The sequence below is a fragment of the Vibrio sp. 10N.222.52.C3 genome (genome assembly GCF_041474195.1).
Lineage (GTDB): Bacteria > Pseudomonadota > Gammaproteobacteria > Enterobacterales > Vibrionaceae > Vibrio > Vibrio crassostreae_C.
Map to the genome: position 1 here is coordinate 38,995 of NZ_JBFRTQ010000106.1, position 14,282 is coordinate 53,276.

16 protein-coding genes are annotated in these 14,282 nt (G+C 44.2%); 8 read left to right on the plus strand and 8 right to left on the minus strand.

Translation table 11 applies throughout. The features are described from left to right. Positions 1 to 45: 45 nt before the first annotated feature. The 3 genes from hemH to htpG all read right to left on the minus strand — a co-directional run bounded on the left by hemH (position 46) and on the right by htpG (position 4,224). A complete protein-coding gene (gene hemH, locus AB4517_RS16570; RefSeq protein ID WP_372130452.1) occupies positions 46 to 1,008 on the minus strand; it encodes a ferrochelatase in 963 nt (320 codons plus the stop codon). Between the two features lie 277 nt (positions 1,009 to 1,285). After that, entirely contained in the window at positions 1,286 to 1,930 is a 645-nt protein-coding gene (adk, locus tag AB4517_RS16575) for an adenylate kinase (protein ID WP_017062200.1), read from the minus strand. Positions 1,931 to 2,319: 389 nt separating this feature from the next. Next, positions 2,320 to 4,224, minus strand: a complete 1,905-nt coding sequence (gene htpG / locus AB4517_RS16580) for a molecular chaperone HtpG (RefSeq protein WP_017062201.1) — start codon at positions 4,222 to 4,224, stop codon at positions 2,320 to 2,322. Between the two features lie 271 nt (positions 4,225 to 4,495). Between htpG and AB4517_RS16585 the strand changes: the two genes are divergently transcribed. The 3 genes from AB4517_RS16585 (at position 4,496) to AB4517_RS16595 (ending at position 6,380) form a co-directional block, all read left to right on the plus strand. Continuing rightward, complete coding sequence (locus AB4517_RS16585) at positions 4,496 to 5,407, plus strand: transcriptional regulator (RefSeq protein ID WP_017063403.1); 912 nt, start codon at positions 4,496 to 4,498, stop codon at positions 5,405 to 5,407. Between the two features lies 1 nt (position 5,408). After that, complete coding sequence (locus tag AB4517_RS16590; RefSeq protein ID WP_017063402.1) at positions 5,409 to 5,924, plus strand: regulatory protein ToxS; 516 nt, start codon at positions 5,409 to 5,411, stop codon at positions 5,922 to 5,924. Between the two features lie 135 nt (positions 5,925 to 6,059). Further along, positions 6,060 to 6,380, plus strand: coding sequence for a SelT/SelW/SelH family protein (locus AB4517_RS16595; RefSeq protein WP_017062204.1), 321 nt, complete (start codon positions 6,060 to 6,062; stop codon positions 6,378 to 6,380). A gap of 24 nt (positions 6,381 to 6,404) precedes the next feature. Here the strand turns inward: AB4517_RS16595 and yfcE are convergent, their stop codons facing one another. From yfcE to AB4517_RS16620, 5 genes are read right to left on the minus strand one after another with little or no spacing between them, the layout of a single operon-like run. Beyond that, positions 6,405 to 6,950, minus strand: a complete 546-nt coding sequence (gene yfcE / locus AB4517_RS16600; protein ID WP_017068995.1) for a phosphodiesterase — start codon at positions 6,948 to 6,950, stop codon at positions 6,405 to 6,407. 47 nt (positions 6,951 to 6,997) lie between these two features. Continuing rightward, the gene (locus tag AB4517_RS16605; RefSeq protein ID WP_017062206.1) at positions 6,998 to 7,405 is read right to left on the minus strand and encodes a CBS domain-containing protein; all 408 of its coding nucleotides are present in this window, start codon (positions 7,403 to 7,405) and stop codon (positions 6,998 to 7,000) included. Further along, the gene (locus AB4517_RS16610) at positions 7,402 to 7,752 is read right to left on the minus strand and encodes a P-II family nitrogen regulator (RefSeq protein ID WP_017062207.1); all 351 of its coding nucleotides are present in this window, start codon (positions 7,750 to 7,752) and stop codon (positions 7,402 to 7,404) included. The genes AB4517_RS16605 and AB4517_RS16610 overlap by 4 nt, the downstream gene beginning before the upstream one ends. Continuing rightward, positions 7,742 to 8,536, minus strand: coding sequence for a DUF1538 domain-containing protein (locus AB4517_RS16615; protein ID WP_017062208.1), 795 nt, complete (start codon positions 8,534 to 8,536; stop codon positions 7,742 to 7,744). Before AB4517_RS16615 ends, AB4517_RS16610 begins: the two co-directional genes overlap by 11 nt. Next, a complete protein-coding gene (locus AB4517_RS16620) occupies positions 8,533 to 9,267 on the minus strand; it encodes a DUF1538 domain-containing protein (protein WP_017072437.1) in 735 nt (244 codons plus the stop codon). The genes AB4517_RS16615 and AB4517_RS16620 overlap by 4 nt, the downstream gene beginning before the upstream one ends. 289 nt (positions 9,268 to 9,556) lie before the next feature. On the opposite strand from AB4517_RS16620, the gene AB4517_RS16625 reads away from it, so the two are divergent. The 5 genes from AB4517_RS16625 (at position 9,557) to AB4517_RS16645 (ending at position 14,173) form a co-directional block, all read left to right on the plus strand. Beyond that, on the plus strand, positions 9,557 to 10,471 hold the full coding sequence (locus AB4517_RS16625) for a TIGR01777 family oxidoreductase (protein WP_017061922.1): 915 nt from the start codon (positions 9,557 to 9,559) through the stop codon (positions 10,469 to 10,471). A gap of 43 nt (positions 10,472 to 10,514) precedes the next feature. Continuing rightward, on the plus strand, positions 10,515 to 11,342 hold the full coding sequence (locus AB4517_RS16630; RefSeq protein WP_372148813.1) for an SDR family oxidoreductase: 828 nt from the start codon (positions 10,515 to 10,517) through the stop codon (positions 11,340 to 11,342). Between the two features lie 396 nt (positions 11,343 to 11,738). Next, a complete protein-coding gene (locus AB4517_RS16635; protein ID WP_017061924.1) occupies positions 11,739 to 12,593 on the plus strand; it encodes a co-chaperone YbbN in 855 nt (284 codons plus the stop codon). A 197-nt stretch (positions 12,594 to 12,790) separates the two neighbouring features. Further along, the gene (locus tag AB4517_RS16640) at positions 12,791 to 13,720 is read left to right on the plus strand and encodes an SPFH domain-containing protein (RefSeq protein WP_017063395.1); all 930 of its coding nucleotides are present in this window, start codon (positions 12,791 to 12,793) and stop codon (positions 13,718 to 13,720) included. A 3-nt stretch (positions 13,721 to 13,723) separates the two neighbouring features. Continuing rightward, positions 13,724 to 14,173: an NfeD family protein gene (locus tag AB4517_RS16645; RefSeq protein ID WP_017061926.1), complete on the plus strand. Its 450-nt coding sequence runs from the start codon at positions 13,724 to 13,726 to the stop codon at positions 14,171 to 14,173. The last annotated feature ends 109 nt before the right edge of the window (positions 14,174 to 14,282 follow it).

The following is a 14,282-nucleotide window of genomic DNA, read 5'->3' on the forward strand; positions in this document are numbered from 1 at the left end:
GCTCAATGAGCAGCCCTTTTGTTATCTATTCAATCGACACATCAATTAGCGATGAAGCGCTACCAGTTCAGCCATCATGTCGATATGTGAGTCTCTATCGTTAAGACACATAATGTAGCTAAAGTCTGAGCCACCAGCTTCGATGAAAGTCTCTTTACACTGGTCTGAAATCTCTTCCAATGTTTCCAAGCAATCCACCGAGAATGCAGGCGCCATGATATCGATCTTCTTGATGCCTTTACTCGGCAGTGACTCAAGTGTCTCGTCAGTGTATGGCTTCAACCACTCTTCTCGACCAAATCGCGATTGGTATGTCATGGTGATATCGTCCGCTAACAAACCTAACTCTGCCGCAAGCAGCTTTGTTGTCGCTTCACAATGCTGAGGGTAGATATCGCCTTCATCAGCCAGTCGCTTCGGAATACCGTGGAAAGAACACACTAAATGATCGGCTCTGCCATTTTTATCCCAATGACTGCGGACGCTTTCAGCCAATGCTTTTGCATAGCTTGGGTGCGCGTAGTAGTCGCGAATAAAGCGATAGCTCGGGATAACTGGCATCTGCTTAAAGGCTTTGGTCAAACCATCAGAAACCGCCGCTGTGGTTGTGCCAGAGTACTGCGGATACAGAGGCAGTACGATGATGTCCTCAACGCCCTGCTCCATCAGTTGCTCAACACCAGTCTTTAGGCTTGGGTTGCCATAGGTCATACCCAGTGCAACAGGCATCTCTAGTTTTTTCTGGAGCTTTTCAGCTTGTCTTTGAGAGTACACAAGCAGTGGTGAGCCCTCATCCATCCAGACAGACTGATACAGCTTAGCAACTTTAGGCGAGCGAATCGGTAAAATCACGCCATGTAATATAGGACACCAAAGCCAACGCGTTAGGTTTACAACTCGCTTGTCGTGTAAGAATTCACTCAAAAATCGACGAACGCCAGCGGGGGTCGCCGCATCTGGCGTTCCTAAGTTCACCAGTAAAACGCCCTGCTTTTTATTATTTTCCATAGATACCTGAGACCAATATGTGATTTTCTGGAAAGTAATATACTAATCTGCATAAGTTTAATATCATTGCGCCTCAATGAAAGTCTGAATAATCATTCTTCATATGAGATACACAACATCCACTCTCAATTGCTAGCCACTGCCGTCGGGTCTGAACCGTTCTGAATCATGTGCAATCAAGTTATATAGATTGGTATCGTACTAAAAATTGAAACAAAAAAAGCGACCCTTAAGGTCGCTTCCAATATATCAAATTCTAAAACTGGCTGTTAGCCAATTATGCTAGTGCTTTCTCAAGTTCTGCACTAACTTCAGCAACTTGCTTAGTACCGTCAAACTTAAGGTACTGAGTGTTACCTGCTTCAGCTTCTTTACCGTAGTAAGAGATTAGCGGAGCTGTTTGATCGTGGTATACACCTAGACGTGCACGAACTGTTTCTTCTTTGTCGTCATCACGTACCACTAGGTCTTCACCCGTTACGTCATCTTTACCTTCTTCTTTAGGCGGATTGTACACAGTGTGGTATGTACGACCAGAAGGAAGGTGAGCACGACGACCAGCCATACGCTCAACAATCACATCGTCAGCTACGTCAAATTCAACAACGTAATCAACAGCGATGCCCATTTCTTTTAGGCCATCAGCTTGTGGGATTGTGCGTGGGAAACCGTCTAGTAGGAAACCTTTCTCACAGTCATCTTGAGCGATACGCTCTTTGATAAGACCAAGGATAATTTCATCAGAAACTAGCTGACCAGCGTCGATTACTGATTTTGCTTGCTTACCAAGCTCAGTACCCGCTTTGATAGCAGCACGTAGCATGTCACCAGTTGAAATTTGAGGGATACCAAATTTGTTCATGATGAAGTTAGCTTGAGTACCTTTACCCGCGCCAGGAGCACCTAGAAGAATGATGCGCATGTTTAATCCTCTTATAAAATTATGATTTATACCGAAGCTCACTATCCCTCCATTCTTGCTCATTTTTAGGATGAACAGAAAGCGTTAAGTAACCATTGAGGCTAAGCAAAACTGTGAACAGAAGCAAAACGGTAAGTTTCGGTATAACGTTTAAAAATCATACAACTGGAGATAGTAGCTTCCTAGCCCCAGCTGATTAGGTCGAGCATTCTATCACATTAATATTCAATTTGGCTGAATTTACGACTAAAGAATGCATCGACAACATTTGTTGTGACGATAACGGTGACGTTGACCACGTTAGGTCAATTTTCAACGACGTTCATAAAAAAAAGCCCGCATTTGCGAGCTTTTTATTGTAATTGTTGGCTTAACCTAAAGTCGAAAGACTAACGCTTTGTTAGTAGCTCGTTGATTGCACCCAAGAATTGTGACGGATCTTCCATTGAGCCCTTTTCAGCCAGCATCGCTTGACCAAGTAGCAACTCAACCCAACGACCAAACGCTTGCTCGTCTGCTTCGTCAGCCATCTGTTTAACCAGTGCGTGCTCAGGGTTAATCTCGAAGATGTACTTCACTTCCGGTGCCGCTTGACCCGCAGCTTCAAGAAGCTTCGCCATTTGCGTGCCCATTTCGAAGTCGTCAGTCACAACAACCGCAGGTGTCGTTGCTAGCTTGAAGGTCGTACGAACTTCTTTAACACGACCACCTAGGTAAGATTGAGTACGCTCAACAACAGATTTGAACTCTTCTTCTGTCTCTTTTTGCTTCTCTTTCTCTTCTTCACCTTCAAACTTGCTTAGGTCTAAGCCTGCTTTAGTGATCGATTGGAACTGTTTACCGTCGAAGTCAGTCAGGTAGTTCATTACGTACTCATCAATACGATCGTACATTAGAACCACTTCAATACCTTTAGCTTTGAACTGCTCCAAGTGTGGGCTGTTCTTAGCGGCAGCGTAGCTATCTGCTGTCAGGTAGTAAATCTTATCTTGGCCTTCTTTCATGCGCTCAACGTAAGATTCTAGGCTGATGGTTTGTTCAGCAGAATCCACTTCCGTTGACGAGAAACGAAGTAGACCAGCGATCTTCTCTTTGTTCGCCATATCTTCAGCCGGGCCTTCTTTCAATACTAGGCCGAACTCTTTCCAAAACTCTAGGTACTTATCATTGTCATTCTTCGCCATGCGCTCAAGCATAGTCAGTACACGCTTGGTACATGCGCCACGAAGAGACTGAGTTACCTTGTTGTCTTGCAGGATTTCACGAGACACGTTCAATGGCAGATCGTTTGAGTCAATCAAGCCACGAACGAAACGCATGTAAGATGGCATGAACTGCTCTGCGTCATCCATGATGAATACACGCTGCACGTAAAGTTTCAAGCCACTCTTGTGGTCACGGTTCATCATGTCCCAAGGTGCTTTCGCTGGGATGTAAAGCAGGCTTGTGTAATCGTTCTTACCTTCAACCTTGTTGTGGCTCCAGGTTAGTGGATCAGCAAAGTCGTGAGATACGTGCTTGTAAAACTCTTGGTACTCTTCTTTCTCGATATCAGATTTGTTGCGAGTCCAAAGCGCTTGCGCCTTATTGATCTGTTCCCAATGTTTCTCTTCGGTGTCTTTACCTTCGTCATCTTTCACTGCTGTGAAGATAGAAACAGGAATACCGATGTGGTCAGAATATTTACCAATCACTTCACGCAGACGCCACTCATTTAAGAACTCTTTACCGTCTTCACGCATGTGCAGAACGATGTCAGTACCACGAGACTCTTTAGTGATGTCTTCGATTGTGTAATCGCCTTCACCTGCAGAGTGCCACTGAACAGCTTCATTGTTCGGCAGGCCAGCTGCACGTGTGCGAACCGTTACCGCGTCTGCGACGATGAATGCAGAATAGAAACCCACACCAAATTGACCAATCAGTTGAGAGTCTTTGCTTTGGTCTTCAGACAGCTTTGAGAAAAAATCTGCAGTGCCTGACTTAGCAATCGTACCTAAATGCTCAATAACGTTGTCGCGGCTCATACCGATACCGTTATCAGAAATGGTTAACGTGTTTGCTTCCGCGTTGAAAGAAAGTTTTACACCTAGATCTGCATCACCTTGGTAAAGGTCACCGTTCGATAGAGCTTGAAAACGAAGCTTATCAGCCGCGTCAGATGCGTTAGAGATCAGCTCACGTAGAAAGATTTCTTTATTTGAATACAGTGAGTGAATCATTAGATGAAGTAGTTGTTTTACTTCAGATTGAAAGCCACGAGTCTCTTTATTTTGCGTTGCCGTTTCGCTCATTTTTACTCCAAAACATCTATACTTTATGTTGAATAATCATAGGGGCGTAACACTTGATGCCACTCTTCTGTTCATTAACATGAGGATGACAAATGTAAATTCAAGGTCAAAAATCATAAAAACACTGTTTTTTTTATCTGTTTTTATTATCCTTGAGCCTGATAAATATAAAAGAACATAAAATAAGCCATGATTTGGTGAAGAATTAACGGAACTTCACCTGAGATTTGTCTATTTCGCCCCCCAAAACAATCCAAAATAGAAGAATTCAATGAGTAATATCGGCACAAAGTTTATTCTCGCACAACGGTTCGTATTCGACCCAAACAGCAATTCACTTGTCGATCAAATGAGCGACGGTGAAGTCGTACGTCTTGGTAGCAATGAAAGCCGTATTCTCTTGATGCTGTCAGAAAGGCCTAATGAAGTTATCACTCGTAATGAATTGCATGAGTATGTTTGGCGAGACCAAGGCTTTGAGGTGGATGACTCAAGCTTAACGCAAGCCGTATCGACTCTGAGAAAGATGCTCAAAGACTCGACTAAATCTCCTGAATTCGTAAAGACAGTACCGAAGCGCGGTTACCAATTTATTGCGACCGTTGAGCGCTCTGCGCCACTGTCATCAAATGATCAGCCAGTAGCCGCTGAAATTGCAGAAAATGACGTTGAACCTATCCTAACGTTTGCAACGCCTGCAGCGACTGAACAAGCAATCACTGACACATTTGAACCTGAGCCAATTACAAAAGTTCAACAAACTAAAGTGGCAGTAGAACCAGCAACCGCTCCTGTTGTAGCTCCGGCTAAAAGCACCAATAAATGGTTAACATTTTGGTTACTGCTTGCCGCTTTCATCATGCCGATTCTCGTTTTAACGTTTACTACCCCGGTGGAGTCCGAGTTCACGGTTTTGACTGAAGTGGATGGTGTAAAGGTTCAATCACCTGTTAACCACCCAGACCTCAGCAGTTGGCTGCCAGCAATAGAAAAGTGTGTATTAAGTTACAACACGAGTCACACTGGTGTGTTAAAGCCGGCTGAAGTGATCGCTACAGGAGGACAAACCAATAACCTTGCCCTCAATTACATTCACCCGCAAGATTACTCGAGCGAAAATGTAACCCTAAGAATTTACGCAAACCAGTCGGATGTAAACGACATTTGTAACGGTGGTAAGTAACATGAAATTAAAAGTATCGATTATCTTACTGGTTCTATCGGCATTTTTGAGTGGTTGGCTATATTGGAGCAGCAATGCAAAAGTAGAGCGCTTGCTCACTCAGCATGAATGGCAGTCGAGAATGGTGACGCTGATTAGCGATAACAAGCAAGCTGACTCAATCGGCCCACTTCGTAGAGTTGAACTATCATCGAATGCGAAATACCTACCAAATGGTACATATTTAAGAATGTCAGTGGTTAGACTTTACGGTAATCAAACTGAGCCTGCGAATGTCATCAACATCTCTGAAACGGGTCAGTGGGATATTAACGATAACTACTTACTGGTTTCGCCAACGGAGTTTAAAGATGTGACCTCGGCTCAGCGCCAAGACTTTTCAGAAGAACAGCTAGAGCTGATCACTCAAGTCATTAAGATGGACGCAGAGCAAAGCCGCCGCATAGATATTGTTAACCCGAAGGCACTGCTACTGACTAGCTTAAATCATGGTTCTACCGTATTGTTTTCAAACTAAGATTGGATCGCTATTTACTGTTTATGAATAGCTGAATACCATGAAACGGTAAACCAATAGAAAAAAGGGGCATGAAGCCCCTTTTTTGTTAGCCGTTGGTATCAAATTACGGATGTAGCATTTTAAGGATTAACCATGAAAACGGAACAACCTAATCTGGCGCCAGCGAAAGAGACAGCAACAAAAGCCACAATCGCGATACACTATTGCCGTCAATGCAATTGGATGCTTCGCTCTAGTTGGTTATGCCAAGAGCTACTGCATACCTTCAGCGAAGAAATTGAACAAGTGAGCTTACACCCAGACACAGGAGGCAGGTTCGAAATCTTTTGTAATGGTGTGCAGATTTGGGAAAGAAAAGCAGATGACGGTTTTCCAGAGGCGAAAGTTCTGAAGCAAAGAGTACGAAACATCATTGCTCCAGACAGAGATCTCGGCCACGTGGACTCAAAATAAGCCTTTCACAGCCGATCCAATGATTTAAAGCTGACCACTCACGAGAACATCACCTTCAAGGCTAATGACTTTGAAGGTATTGTTTTCATAGATGCCATAGCTTGCCGCGTGTCCCTCTCGTGGGAATGTCACCGAGCTAGGGTTAAAGATAAAGATGTCATCTTGGTATTCGGCGACAGGAATATGGGTATGACCGTGTGCAATGATATCGCCCGCCTTCAACGCAGGGCGTTTATTGGTGTTGTACAAATGGCCATGCGTTAGGAAGATACGCTGGCCTGATTCTAATAGCACCCACGAGTAATCCATCATCATTGGAAAAGACAACAACATCTGATCCACTTCGCTATCGCAGTTACCACGAACGGCAATGATCTCTTGAGAAAACGCATTCAACTTATCTGCAACCGCCGGCGGGTTGTATCCTTCTGGAATCGGATTTCTTGGTCCATGATTCAGAATGTCACCCAATAGAACTAAATATTGCGCACCAGATGCTTGGTAGAGTTCTAATACCTTTTCTGTTGCTGGCAGCGAACCGTGTAGGTCTGAAGCAAAAAATAATTTCACACGTACTTCTCCATAAAATTTATGAGCCTATTGTACGTATCTAAATGCTACACGTCATCTCTCGCCATACCATTGATCACGATATTATTGTAACTAACCATACCGACTATCTTGTTATCACGAACTACTGGCGCACGACTGATACCAAAGCGTTCAAACAGGCGAGCGCAATACTTTACGTTCATCTCAGCAGACACGCTTAGCGCTGGCTTGGTCATGATCTCATAAACATTGGTTCGCTTTGGAGATCGGTTCTTAGCCAGTACTTTCTTGGCAATGTCATTCATCAATACGATGCCGTATTCGTCATCTTCGTGGCGTTTATCGACAATGATTGCCTTCACTTTGTGCTTTTTAGCCATCTCTATCGCTTCTAACACCGTGGTTAGCCCATCGATAATCACATACGTATTGGCCATGACATCGCCTACTCGGATCTTTTCACTGGTACTCATAGCTCATCCTCCACAACCTTTGTTAACGTCTCGACTTGATGCGCAACCCCGACTGCGTCTTCGATATCGATCTGCACCGCTATACCTTGTCCTGACTCCTGGTCAAACTCACCGACTTCGCCAATAGTTTCAAGAATATGCCTCGCTAAGTGTTCCTCAACCACAAACAGCAACACATCTTTTTGTACCTCTAGCGTTAGGCCAAAGAAGGTGGTTTTTTGGTTTAAGCCTTGCCCTCTGGCGTTGTTAATCACCGTTGCTCCAGTCGCGCCCGCATCACGCGCGGCATCGAGCACAGTGTCGGTCTTGCTCTCTTCTACAAACGCTAAGATAAGTTTAAAGCGCATCTTTGCTCTCCTTAGAGGTGTGTAAACGGTTTAACCATTGTGTTATTTGGGCATAGCCCATCACTGAAATGATGGGAAATAAGCTGGCAAAGGCGATCAACCCAAAGCCATCAATAACAGGGTTTCTTCCTGGTACGGTTGAAGCGAGTCCAAGCCCGAGCGCCGTCACTAAAGGGACTGTCACCGTTGATGTAGTGACGCCACCCGAATCGTAGGCCAATGGAATAATGAGTTTTGGGGCGTAAAAGGTTTGAATGACCACGACGACATAACCAAAAATGATGTAGTAGTGGATCGGGTCACCCGCAACGATACGGTAGCTGCCCAGTGAGATACCGATAGCAACGCCCAATGCCACGGCGATCCTCAGCCCATTGACGCTGATACTGCCACCGGAAACTTGGTTCGCCTTAATCGCTACAGCAATCAAAGAGGGCTCGGCTATCGTGGTGCTGAAACCAATACAAAACGCGAAAAGATAGACCCAGTAATAATCAAACCAAGCCAAAGCAAGACCAGAACTGATCTTAAACTCAGTCAAAAAACTTGGCTCGGTGAGTTGCATTGCCATCGTCTCCCCTAGAGGGAATAACGCGAGTTCCAATCCCATCAAAAAGAGTGATAAGCCAAGAATGACGTAGAAGAAACCGATCAGCACTTTGGCTAGGTTATTGACTGGCTTTCGTAATACCGCCAACTGAAAACCGAAGATGATGATCGCAATCGGGATCACATCCATCACAGTGCCGAGAAAGGTGTCGATAAATTGTTGAACACTGATCATGTCACCACCATCCCGTACACCATGACAAACATCATCGGCAGCAACGAAGCAAACGCGATCAACCCAAAACCATCTATCATCGGATTACGCCCTTTAATTGCCGAGGCTAAACCCACCCCTAACGCAGTTACTAATGGGACGGTGATCGTCGATGTCGTTACTCCACCAGAGTCATACGCAATTCCAATGATGTTTTCCGGAGCAAATGCAGTGAGCACGACCACTCCAATATATCCACCGATGATCATGTACTGGATTGGCCAACCTTTTAAGATTCTCAGCACACCGAGTAAAATAGCGATACCGACTGACAGTGCCACAGTAAAGCGCAGGCCATTGGCATACTGCTCCATTTCATCTAACGTATTGGGGATTACACCTCCCTCAGCTGCCACTTCTGCGGCTTCGGCAGCGACTGCGGTTAACGCTGGCTCGGCTATGGTGGTACCAAAACCCAAACAAAAAGCGAAGATCAATAACCAGAACACACTCCCCTTTCTGGCAAATGCTTGAGCCATCGATTCGCCAATTGGAAACAACCCCATTTCAAGGCCAAAGATAAAGAAAGTGAGTCCAAAAACGACGAGCACTAAGCCAGTCAGAATAGATAAAAGATGAGGAAGTGGCTCTTGTAAGACAGCAAGCTGGAAGAAAGCGATTACCGCCACGATTGGCAATAGATCCCTCAGGCTACCTAACATGGATCGAAACAAAGCAAGCACCGCCGTCATCGCAATTCCTTGTCGCTGATTATGAATTAATAATAATCATGGCAAATCCTTATCATTGCTTATGTGACAAATATTACGCAGTTGGTAACATATCCGAGTAAAGTGCATAAGTGTGATGACGGTACACATCCTGACTTGATGAATTTAATTTCACTCCTTTGTAAATTGGAAAAGGCGTAATTTGGGCATCACACGATTGAAACCTTATGATCGTTATAGTGATTTTTTCGTATTGATTGGCGACTAAAAACAAGCCATGTCTATAATTATGTTTAATAGGGAGATTGGTATGAAGATATTGTTAACGGGTGGTACTGGATTTATTGGCTCTGAATTGGTCAAGAGTTGGAACACTGACGACGTGACATTGCTGACGCGGAGTCCTGAAAATGCGAAGCAAAACCTAAATCACCTCAACCAGAACAACCTTCATTACATTCAATCCCTTGATGAGCTCAGTGATCTCAATGACTTTGATGTGGTGGTCAACCTCGCGGGTGAACCGATTGCCGATAAGCGTTGGAGTACAGAGCAAAAAGAGAGGATCTGTAACAGTCGCTGGCACATCACTGAAAAGCTGGTCGAATTAATTCATGCCAGTAACAACCCGCCACACGCTTTTATTAGCGGTTCAGCCGTCGGCTACTATGGCGATCAACAGCAGCACCCATTTGACGAGTCACTGCAAGTAGAAGATGAAAGCTTTCCTCATAAAGTCTGTGCCCACTGGGAAGAGATAGCCAAGAGAGCACAATCAGAAAGCACACGCGTGATACTACTGCGAACAGGGGTTGTACTTGGCGAGAATGGCGGCGCACTCAAGAAGATGCTATTGCCTTATAAACTCGGCGTCGGTGGTCCACTAGGTTCAGGTGACCAGTACATGCCATGGATTCACATTCTCGATATGGTGAGAGCCATCAATCACTTGTTGTCTATCCCTCACGCTCAAGGGGAATTCAATATGTGTGCCCCTCACCCTGTGACCAACAAACTGTTCAGCAGCACGTTAGCGAAACAATTAGGCCGACCGCATTTCTTATTCACGCCGAAATGGGCAATGTCGATTCTCATGGGGGAATCATCTTGTTTGCTATTTGACAGCATTCGCTCCAAGCCGAAGAAACTCACTGAGATGGGATTCATCTTTAGTTACTCAAGAATCGAGCCAGCACTAAAAAACTTGTTACAACATCAAGACTAATTCTTTACCCTAGAGCGATAGAGACTCTAATAAAGGATTAAGTGTGAACAAGTCGATTCTGATTACCGGTTGCTCAACAGGTATTGGCTATACATGTGCTCATGCACTTCAAAAGCGTGGTTTTCATGTCATTGCATCTTGTCGTGATCCACAAGATGTTCAACGCCTTCAAGATGAAGGCCTCACCTGTATTCAATTAGATCTTTCCAACCAAGAAAGTATTGAGCATGGCGCCAAGCTTGCTATTGATCTCGCACCTATTGGATTGTATGGATTATTCAATAACGGTGCTTACGGTCAAGCAGGGGCACTAGAAGACTTACCGACCCAAGGACTCAGAGAACAATTCGAAACCAACTTCTTTGGTTGGCATCATCTCGTCTGTCAGATCCTTCCGCACATGCGCGAGCGTGGCGAAGGTCGAATCGTACAAAACAGTTCCGTATTAGGTTTTGCAGCCATGAAGTATCGTGGTGCTTATAATGCTTCTAAATTCGCGATTGAGGGTTGGACAGATACCTTACGATTAGAACTGCATGGCAGCGGTATACAGATCTCATTACTGCAACCAGGGCCAATTGAGACTCAATTTAGAACCAATGCCTTGAAAGCGTTCAATAAATGGATCAACATTTCTGGCAGCGCCCACCAAGACGCTTACCAACAACAAAAAGATCGACTCGAAAAAGAATCATCGAATAACGCTTTTGTCCTGCCTCCAGAAAGTTGTATTGAGCCGGTATTCCATGCTCTCACCGCCGACAAACCCAAGCTAAGATACCGAGTTACGACCCCGACTAAAGTGTTCGCGGTATTGAAAAGGATTCTACCGAGTCGCTTGCTAGACCCTATTTTGAGAAAAGCTGCATAAATTACTAACTTTGAATGCAGAGTCGCAAACTTTAATGTAACGATGTAATTTTTCCGTAACAATAAGATGTCATGATTATCCTATCCCATCAGTTATTCCCAATTGATGGTTCTACTCTGGAAATCTCATGACTTTAAACCGCCTTAATTGGGTAGGTGTGGGTCTGGCGATTACGTTGTTTATTCTGTTTTGAGTATCTCACGCAACGCCTCACTGACTACCTCGATGATAACGCTATGCCTTCCATGTTGAGATAACAATTATATCAACATCGAAGCATAGCGTTTTTCTATTTTTGGTTCTTTTTATCCGAGATAACCGAGTTAGATCTTGAAGTTACCGACTAATCCCCCCATATTTGCAACGTATCCACAAAACAAACCTCAAGGAACGTAAATGCAATCTCCGCATATTGTTGAACTTAATGAGCAGAACTTTCGTCAAGTATTAGAAGGTTCGATGCAGACCCCTGTACTCATCCATTTTTGGGCACCAATGAGCCAAGAGAGCGCCCAAGTCATTCCTGAACTGCAAACTTTAACTCAGCAATACAACGGTGCCTTCACCTTAGCCCTGCTCAATTGCGAACAAGAGCAAGCTATTGCTAGCCAGTTTGGTGTTCAAGCACTGCCCACTATTGCACTGTTTGTTAATGGTCAGCCAGTCGATGGGCTCGGTGGCCCTCAAAGCATAGAAGCTATTGTCGATATGCTCAGCAAACACCTTCCTAGCCAAGATGAACTTGCTTTGCGTCAGGCTCTTGAGCAAATGCAAGCTGGCGAGCACACACAGGCACTAGCAGCAATGCAGCAACTTCCAGCAGAGCTGACGAATAAAGGTGAAGTAAAACTGGCGATCGCAGAGTGTTTGTTAGAAACGCAACAATTTGACCTTGCTGAAACTCAGCTAGCAACTATCCCTCTTGAGTACCAAGACAACTACTACAAAGGCTTAGTTGCAAAGCTTGAACTTCATAAACAAGCAGCAGACAGCCCTGAAATACAAGCATTAGAAGCAGCTCTTCAGCAAAATCCGAGCGACGCTAAAACAGCATCTGAATTAGCATTGCAATATCACCAAGTGAACCGCAGTGAAGAAGCTATGGATCTATTATGGTCTTTCCTAGCCAAAGATCTTAATGCTCTCGATGGTGACATGAAGAAAGAGTTCATGGACATCTTGAGTGCGCTTGGACAAGGTAACCCAGTTGCCAGTAAGTACCGTCGACAACTGTACTCTCTGCTTTACTAGTTAAACCTAAAAAGCCGTAGATTAAACATCGAAAATTGACAATTCAATCAATTAGTTTATCGCATAATATAATGTAAAATGGGCCATAAAATCAATGATTTATGGCCCATTTCTCGTTTATAAATTTGCTCAGAATTTAAATATGAGCCAGTATCAATACTGAACTATCAAAAACTCAAACTTGCAAAGGATTTTGTATGCCTATTGATACCTTGATTACTATCGGCGTCTTTACTGCCGTCGCACTGTTATTTATCTTCGCTGGCGTAAAAACCGTTCCACAAGGCAACAACTGGACCGTTGAACGCTTCGGGCGATACACACACACCCTTAAACCGGGTCTTAACTTAATCATTCCATTTATTGATAAAGTTGGACAGCGCATCAGCATGATGGAGCGTGTTCTCGACATCCCAGCACAAGAAGTCATCTCCAAAGATAATGCAAATGTGGTTATCGATGCGGTTTGTTTTGTTCAAGTTATCGACGCGCCTAAGGCAGCTTATGAAGTGAATGACCTTGAACATGCGATCCGTAACTTAACCCTCACCAATATCCGTACTGTGCTTGGCTCGATGGAACTGGATGAGATGCTGAGTCAGCGTGACATGATCAATACCAAGCTACTGAACATCGTTGATGAAGCGACAAACCCTTGGGGCGTAAAAGTCACCCGTATCGAAATTAAAGACGTACAGCCACCAGCAGACCTTACTGCTGCGATGAATGCCCAGATGAAAGCCGAGCGTAATAAACGTGCTGATATCTTAGAAGCAGAAGGTGTACGACAAGCTGAGATCTTGAAAGCAGAAGGCCACAAGCAATCAGAGATCCTGAAAGCAGAAGGTGAGAAGCAAGCGGCAATATTGCAAGCAGAAGCCCGTGAGCGTGCCGCAGAAGCAGAAGCTAAAGCGACAGAAATGGTATCAACGGCAATTGCTCAAGGTGACATGCAAGCGGTCAATTACTTCATTGCACAAGGTTACACCGACGCATTGAAATCTATAGGCCAAGCTGAAAACGGCAAGATCATCATGCTACCACTCGAAGCAACTGGCCTTATGGGTTCTGTAGCGGGTATCGCGGAGATGTTTGCACATAAGAATGACAAAGGTAGTAAGGACTAACTTATGGTCGAATTACTAGAACAAGTAAACCACTGGCATTGGTTAGCGTTTGGTCTAGCATTGTTAGCGCTTGAGCTAATTGGAACCGCTGGTTACTTTTTATGGATAGGCATATCTGCCATGCTGGTCGGTGCCCTATTAGGAGCATTACCAATTGGTTGGCAGATGCAATGGCTGTCCTTTGCTAGCTTCTCTCTTATTACCACTTGGTTGTGGTGGAGAAGACAACTCTCGAATGACAAGCAATCGGATGCAGGGCGAGAGTTAAACCAAAGAGAAAAGCAATTGGTAGGTCAAACCGTTATTTTAAGTGAAGACGTAAAGAAAGGTAGCTGTCGAATTAAGTTCGGTGACTCTTCTTGGTCAGCAAAGGCCAGTCAAGATATTCCATCTGGAACCGAAATTAAGATTGTCGCTTTAGACGGAATCGTTCTAATAATAGAACCTTTATAAACAAGAGCTATATGAAGCCTGCATTTTCAATAAATGCAGGCTTTTTCTATTTTTGAACCTTAATAATATTCGAATTATCATTGCGATAGATTGAATTGAAAAAAAAATA